This is a genomic window from Streptomyces sp. OR43 (genome assembly GCF_008042275.1).
In the GTDB taxonomy this organism is placed as follows: domain Bacteria; phylum Actinomycetota; class Actinomycetes; order Streptomycetales; family Streptomycetaceae; genus Streptomyces.
The window spans coordinates 226,256-245,203 of record NZ_RDBK01000043.1 but is presented as its reverse complement, the minus strand read 5'-3'; the positions used below and the strand labels follow the sequence as shown (position 1 = coordinate 245,203).

At 71.1% G+C, this 18,948-nt stretch carries 15 protein-coding genes and 2 pseudogenes; 13 read left to right on the top strand and 4 right to left on the bottom strand.

What is annotated here, in order from left to right:
* Positions 1 to 205: 205 nt before the first annotated feature.
* The 5 genes and pseudogenes from EAO72_RS19545 (at position 206) to EAO72_RS19525 (ending at position 4,796) form a co-directional block, all read left to right on the top strand.
* Positions 206 to 1,470 (top strand): annotated as a pseudogene (locus EAO72_RS19545) (carbohydrate kinase family protein).
* A gap of 130 nt (positions 1,471 to 1,600) precedes the next feature.
* The gene (locus EAO72_RS19540) at positions 1,601 to 2,650 is read left to right on the top strand and encodes a PhoH family protein (protein WP_148018625.1); all 1,050 of its coding nucleotides are present in this window, start codon (positions 1,601 to 1,603) and stop codon (positions 2,648 to 2,650) included.
* Between the two features lie 9 nt (positions 2,651 to 2,659).
* Positions 2,660 to 3,157 carry an rRNA maturation RNase YbeY gene (gene ybeY / locus EAO72_RS19535; RefSeq protein WP_148018624.1) on the top strand — a complete coding sequence of 166 codons (498 nt, stop codon included), beginning with the start codon at positions 2,660 to 2,662 and terminating at the stop codon, positions 3,155 to 3,157.
* Complete coding sequence (locus tag EAO72_RS19530) at positions 3,154 to 4,446, top strand: hemolysin family protein (protein WP_148018623.1); 1,293 nt, start codon at positions 3,154 to 3,156, stop codon at positions 4,444 to 4,446. Before ybeY ends, EAO72_RS19530 begins: the two co-directional genes overlap by 4 nt.
* Positions 4,443 to 4,796 carry an MmcQ/YjbR family DNA-binding protein gene (locus tag EAO72_RS19525; protein ID WP_148018622.1) on the top strand — a complete coding sequence of 118 codons (354 nt, stop codon included), beginning with the start codon at positions 4,443 to 4,445 and terminating at the stop codon, positions 4,794 to 4,796. The genes EAO72_RS19530 and EAO72_RS19525 overlap by 4 nt, the downstream gene beginning before the upstream one ends.
* Positions 4,797 to 4,812: 16 nt before the next feature.
* On the opposite strand, the gene EAO72_RS19520 is transcribed toward EAO72_RS19525, so the two are convergent.
* Entirely contained in the window at positions 4,813 to 5,460 is a 648-nt protein-coding gene (locus tag EAO72_RS19520) for a dihydrofolate reductase family protein (RefSeq protein ID WP_148018621.1), read from the bottom strand.
* Positions 5,461 to 5,517: 57 nt separating this feature from the next.
* Here EAO72_RS19520 and EAO72_RS19515 point away from each other — a divergent pair, with 57 nt between their 5' ends.
* Positions 5,518 to 6,051, top strand: a complete 534-nt coding sequence (locus EAO72_RS19515; RefSeq protein ID WP_148018620.1) for a winged helix-turn-helix transcriptional regulator — start codon at positions 5,518 to 5,520, stop codon at positions 6,049 to 6,051.
* Here the strand turns inward: EAO72_RS19515 and EAO72_RS19510 are convergent.
* Positions 6,048 to 7,448, bottom strand: coding sequence for an MFS transporter (locus tag EAO72_RS19510; protein ID WP_148018619.1), 1,401 nt, complete (start codon positions 7,446 to 7,448; stop codon positions 6,048 to 6,050). The genes EAO72_RS19515 and EAO72_RS19510 overlap by 4 nt on opposite strands.
* Positions 7,449 to 7,541: 93 nt before the next feature.
* On the opposite strand from EAO72_RS19510, the gene EAO72_RS19505 reads away from it, so the two are divergent.
* Both EAO72_RS19505 and era read left to right on the top strand, forming a co-directional pair.
* Positions 7,542 to 8,495 (top strand): WxL protein peptidoglycan domain-containing protein, encoded by a 954-nt coding sequence (locus tag EAO72_RS19505; protein ID WP_148018618.1) that lies wholly within the window; start codon positions 7,542 to 7,544, stop codon positions 8,493 to 8,495.
* 62 nt (positions 8,496 to 8,557) lie between these two features.
* On the top strand, positions 8,558 to 9,532 hold the full coding sequence (gene era / locus EAO72_RS19500) for a GTPase Era (RefSeq protein ID WP_187285138.1): 975 nt from the start codon (positions 8,558 to 8,560) through the stop codon (positions 9,530 to 9,532).
* A gap of 77 nt (positions 9,533 to 9,609) precedes the next feature.
* Here era and EAO72_RS19495 read toward each other — a convergent pair whose 3' ends face one another.
* Both EAO72_RS19495 and EAO72_RS19490 read right to left on the bottom strand, forming a co-directional pair.
* On the bottom strand, positions 9,610 to 9,876 hold the full coding sequence (locus tag EAO72_RS19495) for a protealysin inhibitor emfourin (protein ID WP_148018616.1): 267 nt from the start codon (positions 9,874 to 9,876) through the stop codon (positions 9,610 to 9,612).
* Between the two features lie 31 nt (positions 9,877 to 9,907).
* Positions 9,908 to 10,984 carry a M4 family metallopeptidase gene (locus tag EAO72_RS19490; RefSeq protein WP_148018615.1) on the bottom strand — a complete coding sequence of 359 codons (1,077 nt, stop codon included), beginning with the start codon at positions 10,982 to 10,984 and terminating at the stop codon, positions 9,908 to 9,910.
* 295 nt (positions 10,985 to 11,279) lie between these two features.
* Here EAO72_RS19490 and leuA point away from each other — a divergent pair, with 295 nt between their 5' ends.
* From leuA to EAO72_RS19465, 5 genes and pseudogenes are all read left to right on the top strand, one after another.
* Complete coding sequence (gene leuA / locus EAO72_RS19485) at positions 11,280 to 13,067, top strand: 2-isopropylmalate synthase (RefSeq protein ID WP_148018614.1); 1,788 nt, start codon at positions 11,280 to 11,282, stop codon at positions 13,065 to 13,067.
* Between the two features lie 242 nt (positions 13,068 to 13,309).
* Positions 13,310 to 14,940: pseudogene (locus EAO72_RS19480) on the top strand (IS200/IS605 family accessory protein TnpB-related protein).
* A gap of 119 nt (positions 14,941 to 15,059) precedes the next feature.
* Positions 15,060 to 15,764, top strand: coding sequence for a TerB family tellurite resistance protein (locus EAO72_RS19475; RefSeq protein ID WP_148018613.1), 705 nt, complete (start codon positions 15,060 to 15,062; stop codon positions 15,762 to 15,764).
* 82 nt (positions 15,765 to 15,846) lie between these two features.
* A complete protein-coding gene (locus EAO72_RS19470; protein WP_148018612.1) occupies positions 15,847 to 16,602 on the top strand; it encodes a hypothetical protein in 756 nt (251 codons plus the stop codon).
* Positions 16,603 to 16,771: 169 nt separating this feature from the next.
* Positions 16,772 to 18,871: an MMPL family transporter gene (locus EAO72_RS19465; RefSeq protein ID WP_148018611.1), complete on the top strand. Its 2,100-nt coding sequence runs from the start codon at positions 16,772 to 16,774 to the stop codon at positions 18,869 to 18,871.
* Positions 18,872 to 18,948 lie beyond the last annotated feature (77 nt).

Below are 18,948 nucleotides of genomic sequence, written 5' to 3'. Positions count from 1 at the left end.
GGGCCGACCGAAAGTCGCCTCGCTGTGATCTGAGTCACTTATGCGTTTGCCGTGTTTCTATGCGGGTAACAGCGCATGTTTATGCAGGTCAGCCGTGTGGGCGCGGACCCGGCGCAGGCACCGGCGCGGGCCCCGCACCCACGGCCGGGAATCGGGCACACTGGCCGCAACCGCCACGACCGGGGAGTGCAAGGTGAGCGCTGAGATGCCGGACATCGACCCGCTGGACGGGCTGCGTGCCCCGCAGGACCCCGACTGCGACGTCTTCCTCACCGGCACGGTCTTCCTCGACATCATCTTCACCGGCCTCGACAGCGCCCCGGTGCGCGGCACCGAGTCCTGGGCCCGTGGCATGGGATCCAGCCCCGGTGGGGTCGCCAACATGGCCACCGCGCTCGCCCGCCTGGGCCTGCACACCTCACTGGCCGCGGCGTTCGGCGACGACCACTACGGCGAGTACTGCTGGGACGCGCTCGAACAGGGCGAGGGCATCGACCTGTCCCTCTCGCACACCGTGCGCGGCTGGCATTCCCCGGTGACCGTCTCGATGGCGTACGAAGGCGAGCGGGACCCGTTCGGCGAGGGCGTGTGCGGCGGCGCGGGGGCAGTCGGTGCGGGTGTAGCGCATGGCCTCCTCGGCGTTGGGGAGGAAGGCCTGGCAGTGCTCCAGGTCGGTCAGGCCGTCGAGGTCCCAGCGGCCGGTCTCGTCCCAGCCGACGTCGGCGAAGACGAGGGCGCCCCGGCGGGCCGCCGTGGCCACCCAGGGTTCGCTGCGGCCGGGCGTGAGCGAGGCGATGGCAGCGCGGGACCGGGGCGGGCCCCCGGTCCCGCGCTGCCATCGCCTCGCTCACGCCCGGCCGCAGCGAACCCTGGGTGGCCACGGCGGCCCGCCGGGGCGCCCTCGTCTTCGCCGACGTCGGCTGGGACGAGACCGGCCGCTGGGACCTCGACGGCCTGACCGACCTGGAGCACTGCCAGGCCTTCCTCCCCAACGCCGAGGAGGCCATGCGCTACACCCGCACCGACTGCCCCCGCGCCGCCGCACACGCCCTCGCCGAACGGGTCCCGCTCGCCGTCGTCACGCTCGGCGCCCAGGGCGCGTACGCGGTCGACTCGGCCACCGGGACCACCGCCGAGGTCCCCGCGATCGCCGTCGAGGCGCTGGACCCGACCGGTGCGGGCGACGTCTTCGTCGCCGGCTTCGTCACCGGAACCCTCGCCAACTGGCCCCTCGCCGACCGCCTGGCCTTCGCGGGCCTCACCGCAGCCCTCTCCGTCCAGGAGTTCGGCGGCTCGCTCTCGGCCCCCGGCTGGGCGGAGATCGCCGCATGGTGGCAGCGGATCCGCACCCTCACCGGTCAGGACCCGGCCGCACTCCAGCGGTACGCCTTCCTCCAGGACCTGCTCCCCGCCGCCGCCCGCCCCTGGCCGCTGCGCCGGGCCGTCCCGACGATCGGCTTCCGTCCGTGACCGGCCGGCTGCGCCCGGCAGGTAAAACCCCTGGTGTTGTCCGTACCAAGTCGTAGGCTGGGTACACCTGAGGTTTTCGAGCAGCGAGAACCCCGCAACGGGAGGTATGTGCAGGCCCGAGGGCCGGCCCATGACTCAGACACCCACACAGCCGCAGGCGCGTGCCCACATCAGCATTCCGGCCGCTCACCCCATGGTGATGCTCCTGGGAGCGGGCGACTCGCTGCTGCGCGTGATCGAAGCGGCGTTCCCGGCGGCCGATATCCACGTCCGGGGCAATGACATAAGCGCGACGGGCACCACGGCGGACATCGCCCTGATCCAGCGCCTGTTCGACGAGATGGTGCTGGTGCTCCGCACCGGGCAGCCGATGACGGAGGACGCTGTGGAACGGTCGATCGCGATGCTCAAGGCCACCGAGAACGGCAAGGCGGACGGCACCGAGACCCCGGCCGAGGTGCTCACGCAGAACATCCTCTCCAGCCGCGGCCGCACGATCCGCCCCAAAACGCTCAACCAGAAGCGGTACGTCGACGCGATCGACAAGCACACCATCGTCTTCGGCATCGGTCCCGCCGGTACCGGCAAGACGTACCTCGCCATGGCCAAGGCGGTCCAGGCCCTGCAGTCCAAGCAGGTCAGCCGGATCATCCTGACCCGCCCCGCGGTCGAGGCCGGTGAGCGGCTCGGCTTCCTGCCCGGCACGCTCTTCGACAAGATCGACCCGTATCTGCGCCCGCTCTACGACGCCCTGCACGACATGCTCGACCCGGACTCGATCCCGCGGCTGATGGCGGCGGGCACGATCGAGGTCGCGCCGCTGGCGTACATGCGCGGCCGGACCCTCAACGACGCCTTCATCATCCTGGACGAGGCGCAGAACACCAGCGCCGAGCAGATGAAGATGTTCCTGACCCGGCTCGGCTTCGACTCGAAGATCGTCGTCACCGGCGACGTCACCCAGGTCGACCTGCCGACCGGCACCAAGAGCGGTCTGCGCCAGGTGCAGGACATCCTCGAAGGCATCGACGACGTGCACTTCTCCCGGCTCACGTCCCAGGATGTCGTCCGGCACAAGCTGGTCGGCCGTATCGTCGACGCGTACGAGAAGTACGACAGCCAGGGCGACCAGGACGGCCAGGCCGGCAAGGGCCGGGGCCGCCGCAACGGGAAGCAGTAGCAGCGCACCATGTCGATCGACGTCAACAACGAGTCCGGAACCGAGGTCGACGAGCAGGCGATCCTCGACATCGCCCGCTACGCGCTCGCGCGGATGAGGATCCACCCGCTCTCCGAGCTCTCGGTGATCGTGGTGGACACCGCCGCCATGGAACAGCTCCACATCCAGTGGATGGACCTGCCGGGCCCGACGGACGTGATGTCCTTCCCGATGGACGAACTGCGTCCGCCGGCCAAGGACGACGAGGAGCCCCCGCAGGGACTCCTCGGTGACATCGTGCTCTGCCCCGAGGTCGCCAAGAAGCAGGGCGAGGACGCCGAGACGCAGCACTCCATGGACGAGGAGCTCCAGCTCCTCACGGTCCACGGGGTGCTGCACCTGCTCGGCTACGACCACGAGGAGCCCGACGAGAAGGCCGAGATGTTCGGCCTCCAGGCGGCCATCGTGGACGGCTGGCGCGGCGAGCACGGGCTCACCGGCCCGTCCCCCGCCCCCACCGTCTCGTGAGCCTGCCGCTCGTCTTCGCGGTCGTCCTGCTCGTCGTCGTCGGCTGGCTGGCGGCCTGCGCCGAGGCCGGGATCGCGCGCACGTCGAGCTTCCGGGCCGCTGAGGCGGTCCGCTCGGGGCGGCGCGGCAGCGACAAGCTGGAACAGGTCGCGTCCGATCCGACGCGCTATCTCAACGTCGCCCTGCTGGTGCGGGTCGCCTGCGAGATGGCGGCCGGGGTGCTCGTCACGTACGCCTGTCTCAAGGAGTTCCCGGAGACCTGGCAGGCGCTGGCCGTCGCCATGGGCGTGATGGTCCTCGTCTCGTACGTCGCCATCGGTGTCTCGCCGCGCACCATCGGCCGTCAGCACCCGCTGAACACGGCCACCGCGGCGGCGTACGTGCTGCTGCCGCTCGCCAGGATCATGGGGCCGATCCCGCAGCTGCTGATCCTCATCGGCAACGCGCTGACGCCGGGCAAGGGGTTCCGCAAGGGGCCGTTCGCCAGTGAGGCCGAACTGCGCGCAATGGTCGACCTCGCCGAGCAGGAGTCGCTGATCGAGGACGAGGAGCGCCGCATGGTGCACTCCGTCTTCGAGCTCGGCGACACGCTCGTGCGCGAGGTCATGGTGCCGCGCACCGACCTGGTCTGCATCGAGCGCTACAAGACGATCCGGCAGGCGCTGACCCTGGCGCTGCGTTCCGGTTTCTCGCGGATCCCCGTCACCGGGGAGAACGAGGACGACATCGTCGGGATCGTCTACCTCAAGGACCTGGTCCGCAAGACGCACATCAACCGGGACTCGGAGGCTGATCTGGTCTCCACGGCGATGCGCCCGGCGGCGTTCGTGCCCGACACGAAGAACGCCGGTGACCTGCTGCGGGAGATGCAGCAGGACCGCAGCCACGTCGCCGTCGTGATCGACGAGTACGGCGGCACGGCGGGCATCGTCACCATCGAGGACATCCTGGAGGAGATCGTCGGCGAGATCACCGACGAGTACGACCGGGAGCTCCCGCCGGTCGAGCCGCTGGTCGACGGCTGCTTCCGGGTGACCGCCCGGCTGGACATCGGCGACCTCGGTGAGCTGTTCGGCCTCGACGAGTACGACGACGAGGACGTGGAGACCGTCGGCGGACTGCTCGCGAAGGCACTGGGGCGGGTGCCGATCGCGGGCGCCTCGTCCGAGGTCGCGCTTCCCGACGGACGCCGGCTGCGGCTGACCGCGGAGTCGCCCGCGGGCCGACGGAACAAGATCGTCACGGTGCTGGTGGAGCCGCTGGCTCCCGAGGAGGAGGCGACGGCATGACACCGAAGCAGCTCAGGGCGTTCTGCCTGGGGTTCAACGCGAGCGTGGAGGAGTTCCCGTTCGGGCCGGAGACCTCCGTCTTCAAGGTGCTCGGCAAGATGTTCGCGCTGACCGCGCTGGACGCCCGGCCGCTGACGGTGAACCTCAAGTGCGACCCCGACGACGCGGTGCGGCTCCGGGAGGAGTACGAGGCCGTGGCGCCGGGGTGGCACATGAACAAGCGGCACTGGAACACCGTGACGGTGTCCGGCCTGCCGGACGCGAAGCTGCGCGAGCTGATCGAGGACAGCTACGACCTCGTGGTGGCGAAGCTGCCGCGGGCGGAGCGGCTGCGGCTGGACCGGTCGTAGGCCGGGGCCGGCTCTCTCACTTCCGCCAGAGCAGGTGGTGCACCACGTCGCTGCCCGGGCTCGGGACCTTCTCCAGGTGGAAACGGCCGGTCAGCTCCTCGGGGCTCTCCCACAGCCGTTCGCCCGCACCGATGTCGAGCGGGGCGACGGCGACGTGCAGCGAGTCGATGAGGTCGGCGGCGAGGAACTCCCGGACCGTGGCGACACCGCCGCCGATGCGTACGTCCTTGCCCTCGGCGGCCTCGAAGGCCCGGTCGAGGGCGTCCTTCGGGGACGCGTCGAGGAAGTGGAACGTGGTCTCCCCGAGCGTGAACGACGGGCGTTCGTGGTGGGTGAGGACGAACACCGGGGTGTGGAACGGGGGCTCCTCGCCCCACCAGCCCTGCCAGTCGTGGTTCTCCCACGGGCCGCGCTGCGGGCCGAACTTGTTGCGGCCCATGATCTCGGCGCCGATGTTGTTCGAGAAGTCGCGGGTGAAGTAGTCGTCCAGGCCGAGGGTGCCCCCGGGGTCGGTCCGGTTGGGCCAGTGGGCGGTGGCACCGGCCCAGGAGACGAGCGCACCGGGGTCGGCGCTGCCGAAGGGGCGCTCGAGCGTCTGCCCCTCCCCGGCGCCGTAGCCGTCCCGGGAGACACAGAAGTTCTGGACGCGGACCAGCTGTTTCATCGGATCCCCTTCCGGTTGCGATCTGCAACCGGTTCTCAAGCTATCTAGACTGCTCCCATGTTGCAACCAGTTCCCGTGGGAAAGCTGCCCGTGTCGCCGGGCCGGTCCGGCTGCCCGATCAACATGACGGTCGAGCTCCTCGGGGACCGCTGGAGCCTGATCGTGCTGCGCGACATCATGTTCGGCGGCCTCACCCACTTCCGGGAGCTGCTCAACGCCTCCATGGAAGGCATCGCGTCCAACATCCTGGCCAACCGGCTGGCGAAACTCGTCGAGGCGGGGCTGCTCACCCGCGACGACGACCCGAGCCACCGGCAGAAGGTCGCGTACCACCTCACCGAAGCGGCCGTTCAGCTCGTCCCGGTGATGGCCCAGCTCGGCGCCTGGGGCGCCCGCTGGCTGGACACGGCGCCGGAGCTCACGGTGCGGGCCGAACTGCTGGCCGCCGGAGGCCCTCCGATGTGGGAACGCTTCATGGCAGAACTCCGGGCCACCCATCTGACCGGGGCGCCGGCCCGCACGGACGGCGTGCTGGCGGAACTGACGGCCGCCTACGAGGCAGCGTGCCGTCCGGCGACCGGCATCCCCTAGGACCGCCTCAGCCCTGCCGCCACCACGCCCGCCGCGACGACCAGCAGCCCGGCGGCCACCGCGACCACGGTCCGTACGCCGTCGAACAGCGAGCCCTGGGTCGTCGCCAGTACGCCGAGCAGCGGGATCCCGATCGTGAGCCCGACCTGCTGGGTCGTGGTGACCAGCCCCGTCGCCAGGCCCTGCTCCGCGTTCGGCACCCCCGACGTGACGGTGAGGCCGTACGCGATGATCGCGCCGAGGTGGCACATGCTGGCGAGCGAGACCGCGACCGTGGCCAGCCAGACGCCCGAATCCGTACCGAGCCCGAGCAGGGCCGCGATGAACAGCCCCTGGCCCAGCAGGGAGACGGCCAGGGTGCGCCGGGCACCGAACCGGCCGATGACCTTCGGGGCGTACACACCCGCCACCACCGAGGCGACGCCCTGTACGCCGAAGACCAGCCCGGTCCCGAAGGCCGACAGATCCAGGACCTCCTGGAGGTACAGGGTCAGGACGAAGACGATGGTGCTCATCATCGAGAAGGTGAGCAGCCCGCCCAGGTTGCCGAAGGCGACCGTGCGCCGGCGGAGCATCGGCAGCGAGACCAGCGGGGCTGCCGCCCGGGACTCGACGGCCACGAAGGCGGCGAGCAGGACGGCCCCGGCAGCCAGCGAGGCCTGCACGTCCACGCGGCCGAAGCCGTGTTCGGCCGCGGTGGACAGGGCGTAGATCAGGGCCAGGAGCCCACCGGTGACGGTCACGGCGCCGGGTACGTCCAGCCGCGGCCGGTCGGGCGTCCGGGACTCGGTGAGCAGCGCGGGCGCCGCCGCGAGGACGGCCACCGCGGCCAGGGTCAGCAGCCCCATCGTGGAGCGCCAGCCGAGGGTGTCGGTGAGGGTGCCGCCGGCCACCATGCCGACGGTGAACCCGAGGGAGAGCAGGGTGCCGCTGATACCGAGCGCCCGGTCCCGCTGCGGCCCTTCAGGGAACGTGGTGGTGAGCAGGGACATGCCGGTGGGCACGATGGCCGCCGCACCGAGTCCCTGGAGGGCCCGCCCGGTGAGGAAGGCGGCCGGGTTCCAGGCGAAGGTGGCGAGCAGCGAGGCGGCGCCGAAGACCACGAGTCCGGTGAGGAAGAGCCGACGGCGGCCGTAGAGGTCCGCGATCCGGCCGAAGAGCAGCAGGAAGCCGCCGGACGGCAGGGCGAACGCGGTGATCGCCCACTGGAGACCCGACCGGCTCAGGCCGAGGTCGTCACCGAGGACGGGCAGCGCCACGTTCAGTACGGAGAAGTCGAGCGACACCATGAACTGCGCGGCGCACAGAACGAGGAGCACCAGCCGGGCCCGGCCGGAGAGCCGGTCCGGGGCGGGCGGTGCGGGGACGGGAGGGGTGACAACTGCTGGGGGGCCCACCCCGCCCGAGCGTGCACCTGGGAGCCCGCACCGTGCGCAAACTCTCCGTTCTCCGGCCCACCCCGCCCGAGCGTGCACCTGGGAGCCCGCACCGTGCGCAAACTCTCCGTTCTCCTGTCGACCCTGCTGGCCGGAGTCCTCCTCCCGCTCGGCGCGCCCACGGCCGGCGCCGCCGACAACGGCAGCTGGTCGGTCTTCCCCGCCACCGCCGACGCGGGCACGAGGCCGTACTTCTACCTCTCCGCCGACCCCGGCGCGACCCTCACCGACAAGGTCACCGTCACCAACAAGACCGGTGAACCGCTGACGTTCCGGCTGTACGCCGCCGACGCGTACAACACCGCACGCGACGGCGGATTCGCCGTCCGGACGCCAAGCGAGAAGCAGCGCTCCGTCGGCGCCTGGGCCAAGGCCGGGCGCGACCGCGTCACCGTGAAACCGCACGGCTCCCTCACCGTGCCCGTCACCATCAGGGTTCCCGAGGACGCCGAACCGGGCGACCACCCCGGCGCGCTCGTCGCCCTCGACGAGCGCATCGACCCCACCGACGCGGGCGCCGTCGCCGTCGGCATCCAGAAGGCGGTCGGCGCCCGGATCTATCTCCGGGTCAACGGCCCGACGATGCCCGCGCTCTCCGTCGAGGACGTCGAGGTCGAGCACACCGCGCCCCTGGTCCCGGGCACGGGCAAGTCCCGGGCCGTCATCTCGTACACGCTCCACAACCGCGGCAACGTCACCCTCAGCCCCGAGGTCGCCCTCAAGGCCGAGGGCCTCTTCGGCCGCACCCTGCTGGCCCGCGACCTCAAGCGCATCCCCTCCGAGCTGCTGCCCCGCCAGGAGGTCCGGCTCACCGAGGAGTGGGCGGGCGCGCCGCAGGTGGAGTGGGGCGAGATCAAGCTGACCGCGAGCGCCCGCGACACGCGTGAGTCCGCCTCCGTGTCGTACTTCGCCCTGCCCTGGCTGGTCGCCGGAGTGCTGCTGGCGGCGCTGGCCGGGGGCGCGGCGCTGTGGATCCGGTCACGCCGCAAGCGCCGCCGCACGGCCTGAGAGACGGGTCCGGTGGCCGCGGCGGGCGCCTTGGTGCCCCGCGGCCGCCGGGATCGGGGACAATGGGCGCCATGAGCGCTCGACCTAACCCAGAAGCTGCTGCGCAGCAGGCTGAGAACACCGCCCCCCACCGGGCCGGTTTCGCCTGCTTCGTGGGCCGTCCCAACGCGGGCAAGTCCACCCTTACGAACGCTCTGGTCGGCCAGAAGGTGGCGATCACGTCCAACCGGCCCCAGACGACCCGGCACACCGTGCGCGGCATCGTGCACCGGCCGGACGCACAGCTGATCCTGGTCGACACCCCCGGCCTCCACAAGCCGCGCACCCTGCTGGGCGAGCGTCTCAACGACGTCGTACGCACCACCTGGGCCGAGGTCGACGTCATCGGCTTCTGCCTGCCCGCCGACCAGAAGCTCGGCCCCGGCGACAAGTACATCGTCAAGGAACTCGCGGGCATCAAGAAGACGCCCAAGATCGCGATCATCACCAAGTCCGACCTGGTCGAGTCCAAGCAGCTCGCCGAACAGCTGCTGGCCGTCTCCCGCCTCGGCGAGGAGCTCGGCTTCGAGTGGGCGGAGATCATCCCGGTCTCGGCGGTCAAGGACGACCAGGTCGGCCTGCTGGCCGACCTGATCGCCCCGCTGCTCCCGGAGAGCCCGCCGCTCTACCCGGAGGGCGACCTCACCGACGAGCCCGAGATGGTCATGGTCGCGGAACTGATCCGCGAGGCCGCGCTCGAAGGCGTACGGGACGAGCTGCCGCACTCCATCGCGGTCGTCGTCGAGGAGATGCTGCCGCGCGAGGACCGCCCGGCGGACAAGCCGCTGCTGGACATCCACGCCAACGTCTACATCGAGCGGCCCAGCCAGAAGGGCATCATCATCGGCCCGAAGGGCAAGCGGCTGAAGGAAGTCGGCACGAAGTCGCGCAAGCACATCGAGGCTCTGCTGGGCACCCCGGTCTTCCTCGACCTGCACGTGAAGGTCGCCAAGGACTGGCAGCGCGATCCCAAGCAGCTGCGCAAGCTGGGGTTCTGACGCCGTCGGCGGCCTGGCCGCCCCGGGCCCCGGGCGGCCTGGCCGCCCCGAGACCAGTCAGACGTACGCCCGTGGTCTCACGCGCCCTCCTTCAGGACGCGTGAGACCAGGGCGCGCTGGGCGTCGGTCAGCCGCGGGTCCGCGCAGTGCACGGTGCGGCCGTCGACCGTGATCCGGTAACTGAAGCCGTCCGGGACGCCCGTCGCGGAAGCCTCCCGGCCGCCGGAGAGCGCCGATGCGGCCAGGGCCTCCCACTCGTCGGCGTCGGCCCGTCCCGAGGTGTCGATCTCGCGATGGCGCGCGATACCGGCGAAGCCGCCGGTCCTACTCACCTGGATCCGCATGCGGTGTCCCTTCCTCGACGGGCCCGGCCGGCTACGCGGTCGGCACACCCACCTCCGACCAGGCCTTGAGGACCGCCTCGACCTCGTCGCCCTCGCCGAAGCGGCTGCGGGCCGCCGCCACGGTCAGACGGGCGAAGGACGCGAAGTCCGCGTCCACCGCCAGTTCACCACCGGTGAGCACATCGAACCAGAGCTGGCCCGCCCGCTCCCAGGAACTGCCGCCGAGCGCGGTGGCCAGCAGGTAGAACGCGCGGTTGGGGATGCCGGAGTTGAGGTGGACCCCGCCGTTGTCGTCGCCCGTGTGGATGTAGTCGTCCATCGAGGCGGGCTGCGGGTCCTTGCCGAGCACATCGTCGTCGTACGCGGTACCGGGCGCCTTCATCGAGCGCAGCGCCACGCCCTGGACGCGGGGCGCCAGCAGCCCGGCGCCGATCAGCCAGTCGGCCTGCCCGGCGGTCTGGCCGAGCGAGTACTGCTTGACCAGGGAGCCGAACACGTCGGAGACGGACTCGTTGAGCGCGCCGGACTGGCCGTAGTAGTTCAGGTTGGCCGTGTACTGGGTCAGCCCGTGCGCCAGTTCGTGGGCGATGACGTCGATGGCGACGGTGAAGTCGAGGAAGATCTCGCCGTCCCCGTCACCGAAGACCATCTGCTCGCCGTCGAAGAAGGCGTTGTTGTACTTCTCGTCGTAGTGCACGGAACCGATCAGCGGCAGTCCGTTGCCGTCGATCGAACGGCGGCCGTAGGCGCTGAGCAGCAGGTCGAAGGTGGCACCGAGACCCGCGTAGGCGCGGTTGACGCTGGCGTCGGACGTGGGGTCCTCGCCCTCGGCACGGACCTTCGTGCCGGGCAGATCCGTGCCGTGGCGGCAGTCGTAGAGCGTGCGGTCGGGTTTGCCGGAGCGGTCGTCCTCCGGCGCCGGGTTGATGGTGGGCCGGACGACGGTGGTGACCTGGCGCCGGGTGCGCCGGGCGGCGTCGGCCTCCAGGGTGCGGCGGGCCGGGCCCGCGAGGACGGGGTCGTCGGACTGCGACAGCTTGTCGAGGACGTGGGGCGGCACGATGGTGCAGAAGACAGGACGGTGTTCGTGCTGAGATCGAGGCTGCATACACACGACTGTGGCAGTGCGTGATTGTGATGTCACTGGTTGCCACCAGGATTGACGAAATAGAGTGATCCCTCACTGTTCACCCGTTACCGGCGCCCGATCCCGCATACTGATACGGCACGGACGTCTCGGGCGCCCCTCGGTTAGTCTCTTCGCATCATGCGTTTCGGGCTGCTTCTTCTTAGCTGCCGCGGCGAGGGCCTGTAGTCGTAGGCCGACCCCCTCCCCGCGGAGTCTGGTGTTGCAGCAACACAGTCGGCCGTCCCCTTGCAGGACACCCGAGGAGCCCTACGCCATGACCGCAGTGAACCCCGCGCAGACCCCCGCCGCGAACGCCGTGGGCCGCCCCACGCCGATCACCAACGCCACGGGCCTGCAGAAGCCGTCCGGGATGCCGGTCCACAAGTACGGCCGCTACGAGGCCGTCGAGATCCCCGACCGCACCTGGCCCGAGAAGCGGGTCACCAAGGCGCCCCGCTGGCTCTCCACCGACCTGCGTGACGGCAACCAGGCCCTGATCGACCCGATGTCGCCGGCCCGCAAGCGCGAGATGTTCGACCTGCTGGTGCGCATGGGCTACAAGGAGATCGAGGTCGGCTTCCCGTCCTCGGGCGAGACCGACTTCGCGTTCGTCCGCTCCATCATCGAAGAGGGCGCGATCCCCGAGGACGTGACGATCTCCGTCCTGACGCAGGCCCGCGAGGAACTGATCGAGCGGACCGTCGAGTCCCTGCGCGGCGCCCACCGCGCCACCGTGCACCTGTACAACGCGACCGCCCCCACTTTCCGCCGCGTGGTCTTCCGCGGCTCCAAGGAGCAGGTCAAGCAGATCGCCGTGGACGGCACCCGGCTGGTCATGGAGTACGCCGAGAAGATCCTGGGCGACGAGACGATCTTCGGCTACCAGTACAGCCCCGAGATCTTCACCGACACCGAGCTGGACTTCGCGCTGGAGGTCTGCGAGGCGGTCTGTGACGTGTGGCAGCCCGAGGAGGGCCGCGAGATCATCCTCAACCTGCCCGCCACCGTGGAGCGTTCGACGCCGTCCACGCACGCGGACCGGTTCGAGTGGATGTCGCGCAACCTGTCGCGCCGTGAGTTCGTCTGCCTGTCCGTCCACCCGCACAACGACCGCGGCACCGCCGTCGCCGCCGCCGAACTGGCCCTGATGGCCGGTGCGGACCGGATCGAGGGCTGCCTGTTCGGCCAGGGCGAGCGCACCGGCAACGTCGACCTGGTGACGCTGGGCATGAACCTGTTCTCGCAGGGCGTGGACCCGCAGATCGACTTCTCGCAGATCGACGAGATCCGCCGCACCAGCGAGTACTGCAACCAGATGGAGGTCCACCCGCGCCACCCCTACGCGGGCGACCTGGTCTACACCGCCTTCTCCGGCTCCCACCAGGACGCCATCAAGAAGGGCTTCGACGCCATGGAGGCCGACGCGGCCGCCCAGGGCAAGACCGTCGACGACATCGAGTGGGCGGTCCCGTACCTGCCGATCGACCCGAAGGACGTCGGCCGCTCCTACGAGGCGGTCATCCGGGTCAACTCGCAGTCCGGCAAGGGCGGCATCGCGTACGTCCTGAAGAACGACCACAAGCTGGACCTGCCGCGCCGGATGCAGATCGAGTTCTCCCGGATCATTCAGGCCAAGACCGACGCCGAGGGCGGCGAGGTCACGCCGACGCAGATCTGGACCACGTTCCAGGACGAGTACCTGCCCAACCCCGACAACGCCTGGGGGCGCGTACAGATCCGCTCCGGCCAGACCACGACCGGCTCGGACGGCCAGGACACGATCACCGTCGAGGCGAACGTGGACGGCTCGGACACCGTGCTCACCGGCACCGGCAACGGCCCGATCTCCGCGTTCTTCGAAGCGCTGCAGGCCATCGGGATCGACGCGCGGCTGCTGGACTACACCGAGCACACGATGAGCGAGGGCGCGAGCGCGCAGGCCGCCTCGTACATCGAGTGCGCCATCGACGGAAAGGTCCTGTGGGGCATCGGCATCGACGCCAACACCACGCGGGCCTCCCTGAAGGCGGTCGTCTCGGCGGTCAACCGCGCCACCCGCTGACCCGGGCGCCCACAAGGGTGCGAAGTCGCACGGTTCGTGAACCCGTCCCCCGCTCCCGGGGGGCGGGGTTGTGAACTGCTGTCGTTCTTGTGTGTATGAGTGCTTTTCAGCGCCCGGAAGTGAGTCCGGTGGCCTGACGGGTGACGGTGGGAACGAACGTTTCGGGGTCGAATGGGTGACCTTGTCGGTGATGGCTCGTTGTGCCGAGTGCGGGTTACTCGGCGGCTTCGGGGGGTGTGGCGGTGGGTGGTGTACGTGAGTTGGCGGCGTCGTTCGTGGCCCCTGGCCCTTCGGGGGTGGCGGTGCGTGACCGTCTCAAGCACCTCACCGCGCAGGACGTGCACGTGCTGCGGGCGGTCGGTGCCCCTCAGGGCGCGCTGGCTTCCCGGGATCTGAAGGCCCGGTGCGCGGACGGCCCGGACCACAGCACCGAGTCCTGGGCCGGGCGTAAGCGGGAGCTGACGAAGGTGTCGTCGTCGCGGATTGCGGGGGCGATCACGAAGGCGACTCATGATCAGTGGGCGTTGGCCCGGCGCTGCCAGGCCGCACACATCCGGTCGTTGGAGGCCGGAATCAAGGTGCTGAAGCACCGGTTGTCCCTTCCGGTCGGAGAGAAGGGCACGAACGTGCCCCGGGTGGTTACCGGTCCCGGGGTGAGTGGTTCCACAAGTCCCGCCGCCTCAAGGCCCTGGAACACCGGCACGCCGCCGCAGTGAGGGACTGGCAAGCAGGGTGGGTCCGGGTCGTGCGGGGTGGGAAACGGCTTCTCACCACGCGCCATCATCTCGCCGAGGCAGGGCTGACCGAGGATGAGTGGCGGGAGCGGTGGGAGGCGGAGCGCTGGTTCCTGGCGGCGGACGGTGAGTCGGGCAAGCGGTACGGGAACGAGACGATCCGCGTCACCCCGGACGGGCAGGTCAGCATCAAACTGCCCGCACCCTTGACCCACCTCGCCAACACCCCACACGGCCGCTACACCCTCACCTCCACCACCGTGGCGTTCGCGCACCGGGGCGTGGAGTGGGCCGACCGCGTCGAAGGGAACCGGGCGGTCGCCTACCGCATCCACTACGACACCGCCAAGGACCGCTGGTACCTGACCGCGTCCTGGCAACGCCCCGCCGTGCAGACCATCCCCCTACAAGCGGCCCGTGCCGGGGGTGTGATCGGTGTGGACACCAACGCGGATCACTTTGCCGCCTACCGTCTCGACCCGCACGGCAACCCGGTCGGCGAACCGCACCGCTTCGCCTACGACCTGACCGGCACCGCCCACCACCGTGACGCGCAACTCCGCCACGCCCTCACCCGCCTTCTGCACTGGGCCAAACAGACCGGCGTCACCGCGATCGCCATCGAGGACCTGGACTTCGGTGCGGAGAAGACGCGGGAGAAGCACGGGCGCAGGAAGCGGTTCCGGCAGCTGATCTCCGGCATCCCGACCGGCAAGCTCAAGGCCCGGCTCGTCTCCATGGCCGCCGAACAGGGCCTGGCGGTCATCGCGGTGGATCCGGCCTATACGTCGATGTGGGGTGGTCAGCACTGGCAGAAGCCGCTGACCACCCTGCACCGGAAGATGTCCCGTCACGATGCCGCTGGTATCGCGATCGGGCGACGCGCCCTGGGACACCCGATCCGGCGTCGGACGGCACCGCCCCCACACGACCGGAGCGATCGTGTGGGGCATCGGACCGTCCAGGCCGCACCAGGTGCACGAGGGCGTGAGGGAACCCGCCCCCGCATCCCCGGACCACGGACACGATCCGAGCCACCGGACGCGGCGAGAACGCGGGCGACCAGGACACCCAAAACCGTTCGGGATGTCCGCAGCGACCAGGCATGGGTCCAAGACTCACTCCTGCTCACTGAATAGGAACGGTTCGGCCATCTCCGGACGGTTGTGACGAGCAAGATGCTGACGCCGCTTCACGGATGTGGTTAACATCACGTCCAACACGGCAATGTTGCCGGAGCGTTACGGAGGTGTTCGACGTGCGGTCAGCCCTGGGACAACATGCCACAAAGCTGCGTATCTGCGGCATCCGCACCCTGTGGGACGCCATCGGCGACGGTGAGTTCTTCTGCCCCGGCTGCGGAGGCGACCGCAACTACCGCCGCCTGACCGGGCGCCGCCGCTTCGCCGTCCTCGGTGTGCCGCTGCTGCGGCGCGGCACCGTGGGCCCGGTCGTCGAATGCGCCGCCTGCCACGCCCACTTCGACACCGAGGCGCTCGACCACCCCACCACTACGCGGTTCTCCGCGATGCTCAGGGACGCCGTCCACACCGTGACCCTCGGGGTCCTCGCGGCCGGCGGCAGCACCTCCCGTACGGTCCTGGAGACGGCCGTCGAGACCGTGCGCGGCGCCGGCTTCGACGACTGCACCCAGGAGCAGCTCGCCACCGTCGTCGAGATCCTCTCCGCCGACATCGGCCACAACTCCGCCTTCGACCCCGCGGCCGAGGCATGCGGCGCGGCCCTCGCCATCGAGCTCCACGAGGCGCTGGAGCCCCTCGCCCCGCACCTGGCGCCCGCAGGCCGCGAATCGATCCTGCTCCAGGGCGCCCGGATCGCCCTCGCCGACGGCCCGTACAGCCCGGCCGAACGCGAGGTGCTGACCACGGCCGGCGGGGCACTGCGGCTCCGCGCCGAGGACACCGCACGCCTCCTCGCAGCCGCGGCGCGCACGCCCTCCTGACAACTCCGGCCGCGCGACGGCCCGGTAGGGTCGCTCTCTTCGGGTGGCGGAAGCTCCCGGAGCCCCGATTGCGAGCTCCCCGATGAGCGCCGAAGAATCCCGTGCACGCCTGCGCCTCGATGCCGCGCTGGACCGCCTGGCCGTCACGTTCGCCGGCCTGACAGCCCGCCCCGACGAGCACAACTGCGTGTGCCACTGGGGCGCCGCCGAGGAACTCGCGCTGCTCAAGGTGGCGGACACGGAGCTGGACCCCGACCTCCTGCGGCGCACCTGGCAGGCCCCCGACTGGCGCGACCACGCATCCGTCCTGCCCAGGATCCTGCCCCAGTTCGCCCGGTCCCTTGTCGCCGGTCGTGCCGGTCCCTGGTACGCGGAGGCGGGCTGGTCGTTCGCCCGGGGCCGGTGGGAGCAGTGGCCCGCCGCACAGGCCGGGGCGGTCCGGGAGTTCCTGCACGCCTGGTGGGCCCGCACCCTCGTCGATCCCCGCCCCGTGGTGCCCGTCCCCGACGTCCTGGCCCTGGCCACCGAGGCGTCCGCCGCCGTCGCCCCGTGGCTCGGCGTCTGGGAGACGCTGACGGGACCACCGGCCGACGGACACCTCGCCGCCCTGGTCGAACGGTGGGAGTGGGAACTCATCGGAGACCAACTGCCCTGGAACTCCAGGGACGACAACGAGGAGGAGATCCGCACCCGGCTGACCTCCTGGCTGGTCCGCAACGCGCCCGCCCGCCTCCGGTCCCACGGCGCACCGGCGGAACTGCTCAACCGGATACGGCTGCTCGGCCTCGACGGCGCGGCCCGCTGGGAGGACCCCGGCTGGGACGGGCGGCCCTTCTGACCCAACGGGTCCGTCGCCGCCCCGATGCCGCGCTACTCCCGCGGGAGTAGCCGGGCCGCCGCACCCTCCCCGGCAGTAGCCGGGAAGTCGGCCCCCGGTGCGACGTATCGGCCCCGGCCCGACGGGAGTCTGGACATGACCGGACACCCGTACGGAAGGGGGGCCTCCCATGAGGGCCGCAGCACAGGACGAGGACGAGCGGACACGGCCACGCAGCAGGTGGCGGATGCTGCCCTGGGCGGTCGTCGCGCTCTGGGTCGCCGTGATCGCGCTCGCCGGCCCGCTGGCCGGCAAGCTCGGGGACGTACAGGTCAACCGCGCCGTCGACTATCTGCCGGCGAGCGCCGACTCCACCCAGGTGGCGAAGATCCAGGACACGCTGCCCGGCGGTGAGTCGACCGACCTCGTCCTCGTCTACCACCGCGACGGCGGACTGACCGCCGCCGACCGGGCCACGGCCGCCCGGCAGACCGCCGAGGTCGCGGGCGCCCACACCCTCACCGCACCGCCGCGAGCCGTGCCCTCCGAGGACGGCACGACCCTGATGTACCCGGTCTCCACGACCGAGCCGGGCCAGGACGACGAGGCGCGGACCGCGTTCGTCGACGACGTGCGCGAGACCGTGAAGGGCGACGGCGGACTGGGCGTCGAGGTCGGCGGGCCCGGGGCGCTGAACGTCGACGCGCAGAAGGTATACGGCTCGCTCGGCGGACCGCTGCTCTACACGACCGTCGCGGTCGTCGCGATCCTGCTGATCCTCATCTACCGCAGCCCGCTGCTGTGGCTCGTGCCGCTCGTCGTCGCGGGCGTCGCCGACGCCCTGTCGATGGCGGTCGTCTACGGCCTCAACCGGGGCTTCGACGTCACCGTCACCGGCCAGAGCTCCGCCGTGATGACCATCCTCGTCTTCGGCGCGGGCACCGACTACGCCCTGCTGCTCGTCTCCCGCTACCGCGAGGAGCTCACCCGCGCCACCCGGCCGCACGAGGCGATGGCGGCGGCGCTGCGCGGCTGCGGCCCCGCCGTCGTCGCCTCCTCCGCCACCGTCGCGGCGGGCCTCCTGTGCCTCCTGGCCGCCGATCTCACCAGCAGCCGGGGCATGGGGCCCATCGCCGCGGTCGGGGTGCTGTGCGCGCTCCTGGCCATGCTCACGCTGCTCCCGGCGATCCTGGTGCTCCTGGGCCGCCGGGTGTTCTGGCCGCTCGTTCCCGTATACGGCTCCGAGCCGAAGAAGCGCCGCTCCCTCTTCGCCGCCATGGGCGGCTCCGCCGGACGCCGACCCGTCGCGGTCCTTGTGACCGGCGGGGTACTGCTCGGCGCTCTGTCGCTCGGCGCGTTCAACCTGCCCGGCGACCTCAAGCAGGAGGACTCCTTCACCAGCAAGCCGGACTCCGTCACCGCCATGAGTACCCTCGCCGACGCCTACCCCGGCCGCTCCAGCCAGCCGATCACCGTGCTCGCCCCCACCGGCCGGGCCGGTGCCGCGCTGGCGAAGGCCCGTACGACCGAGGGCGTCGCTTCCGCCGAACGCGGCCGCAGCGGCGGCGGCTGGACCGAGCTGTCCGTCGTCGCCGAGGCCGGGCCCGAGTCCGCGGGTGAACGGGACACCATCCACGCACTGCGCGAGGGCCTGGACGGCAGCCATGTGGGCGGGCCCGGCGCCCAGCAGATGGACCTGGAGACGGCCAGCTCCCGGGACCTGGGCATCGTCGTCCCGCTCGTCCTGCTCTCCGTCCTGCTGATCCTGATCGTCCTGCTCCGCAGCCTCGTCGCCCCGTTGCTGCTCGTCACCGCGGTCGTCGCGGTCTGGGGCGCCGCGCTCGGCATCGGCGGGCTGCTCTTCGAACCGGTCCTCGGGCTGAAGGGCACCGACCCCGGCCTGCCGCTGCTGACCTTCGTCTTCCTGGTGGCCCTCGGCGTCGACTACGGCATCTTCCTGATGCACCGGGTCCGCGAAGAGGCCCGGCGCGGCGCCGAGCCCACCGAGGCGGCGCTCACGGCCCTGCGCACCACCGGCGGCGTGATCGCCTCGGCGGGACTGGTCCTCGCAGCCACGTTCGCGGTCCTGACGAACATGCCGCTGACCTCCCTGGTCGAGATGGGCTTCGTCATCGCCGTCGGCGTCCTGCTCGACACCTTCCTCGTCCGCACCTACCTGGTGACCTCGGCGAGCGTGGCCCTGCAGAGGAAGATGTGGTGGCCCGGCGCGCTCAGCCGGACCCCCGCCGCACCGGCCCCGCGCGAACCCGAACTCGTCGGGACGCCCTGACAGTGCCCCGCCCCGTACCGGAGGATGGCGGCGTGTCCACCACCGCACGCCGCCGCGACCGCATCCTGGCCGTCGTC

Bases quoted from the DNA above. Each gene is read 5' to 3' on its own strand.
- EAO72_RS19540 (WP_148018625.1), top strand. From the start codon at position 1,601: ATGACTCAGACACCCACACAGCCGCAGGCGCGTGCCCACATCAGCATT.
- ybeY (WP_148018624.1), top strand. From the start codon at position 2,660: ATGTCGATCGACGTCAACAACGAGTCCGGAACCGAGGTCGACGAGCAG.
- EAO72_RS19525 (WP_148018622.1), top strand. From the start codon at position 4,443: ATGACACCGAAGCAGCTCAGGGCGTTCTGCCTGGGGTTCAACGCGAGC.
- EAO72_RS19520 (WP_148018621.1), bottom strand. From the start codon at position 5,460: ATGAAACAGCTGGTCCGCGTCCAGAACTTCTGTGTCTCCCGGGACGGC.
- EAO72_RS19515 (WP_148018620.1), top strand. From the start codon at position 5,518: ATGTTGCAACCAGTTCCCGTGGGAAAGCTGCCCGTGTCGCCGGGCCGG.
- era (WP_187285138.1), top strand. From the start codon at position 8,558: ATGGGCGCCATGAGCGCTCGACCTAACCCAGAAGCTGCTGCGCAGCAG.
- EAO72_RS19495 (WP_148018616.1), bottom strand. From the start codon at position 9,876: ATGCGGATCCAGGTGAGTAGGACCGGCGGCTTCGCCGGTATCGCGCGC.
- EAO72_RS19490 (WP_148018615.1), bottom strand. From the start codon at position 10,984: ATGCAGCCTCGATCTCAGCACGAACACCGTCCTGTCTTCTGCACCATC.
- leuA (WP_148018614.1), top strand. From the start codon at position 11,280: ATGACCGCAGTGAACCCCGCGCAGACCCCCGCCGCGAACGCCGTGGGC.
- EAO72_RS19470 (WP_148018612.1), top strand. From the start codon at position 15,847: ATGAGCGCCGAAGAATCCCGTGCACGCCTGCGCCTCGATGCCGCGCTG.
- EAO72_RS19465 (WP_148018611.1), top strand. From the start codon at position 16,772: ATGAGGGCCGCAGCACAGGACGAGGACGAGCGGACACGGCCACGCAGC.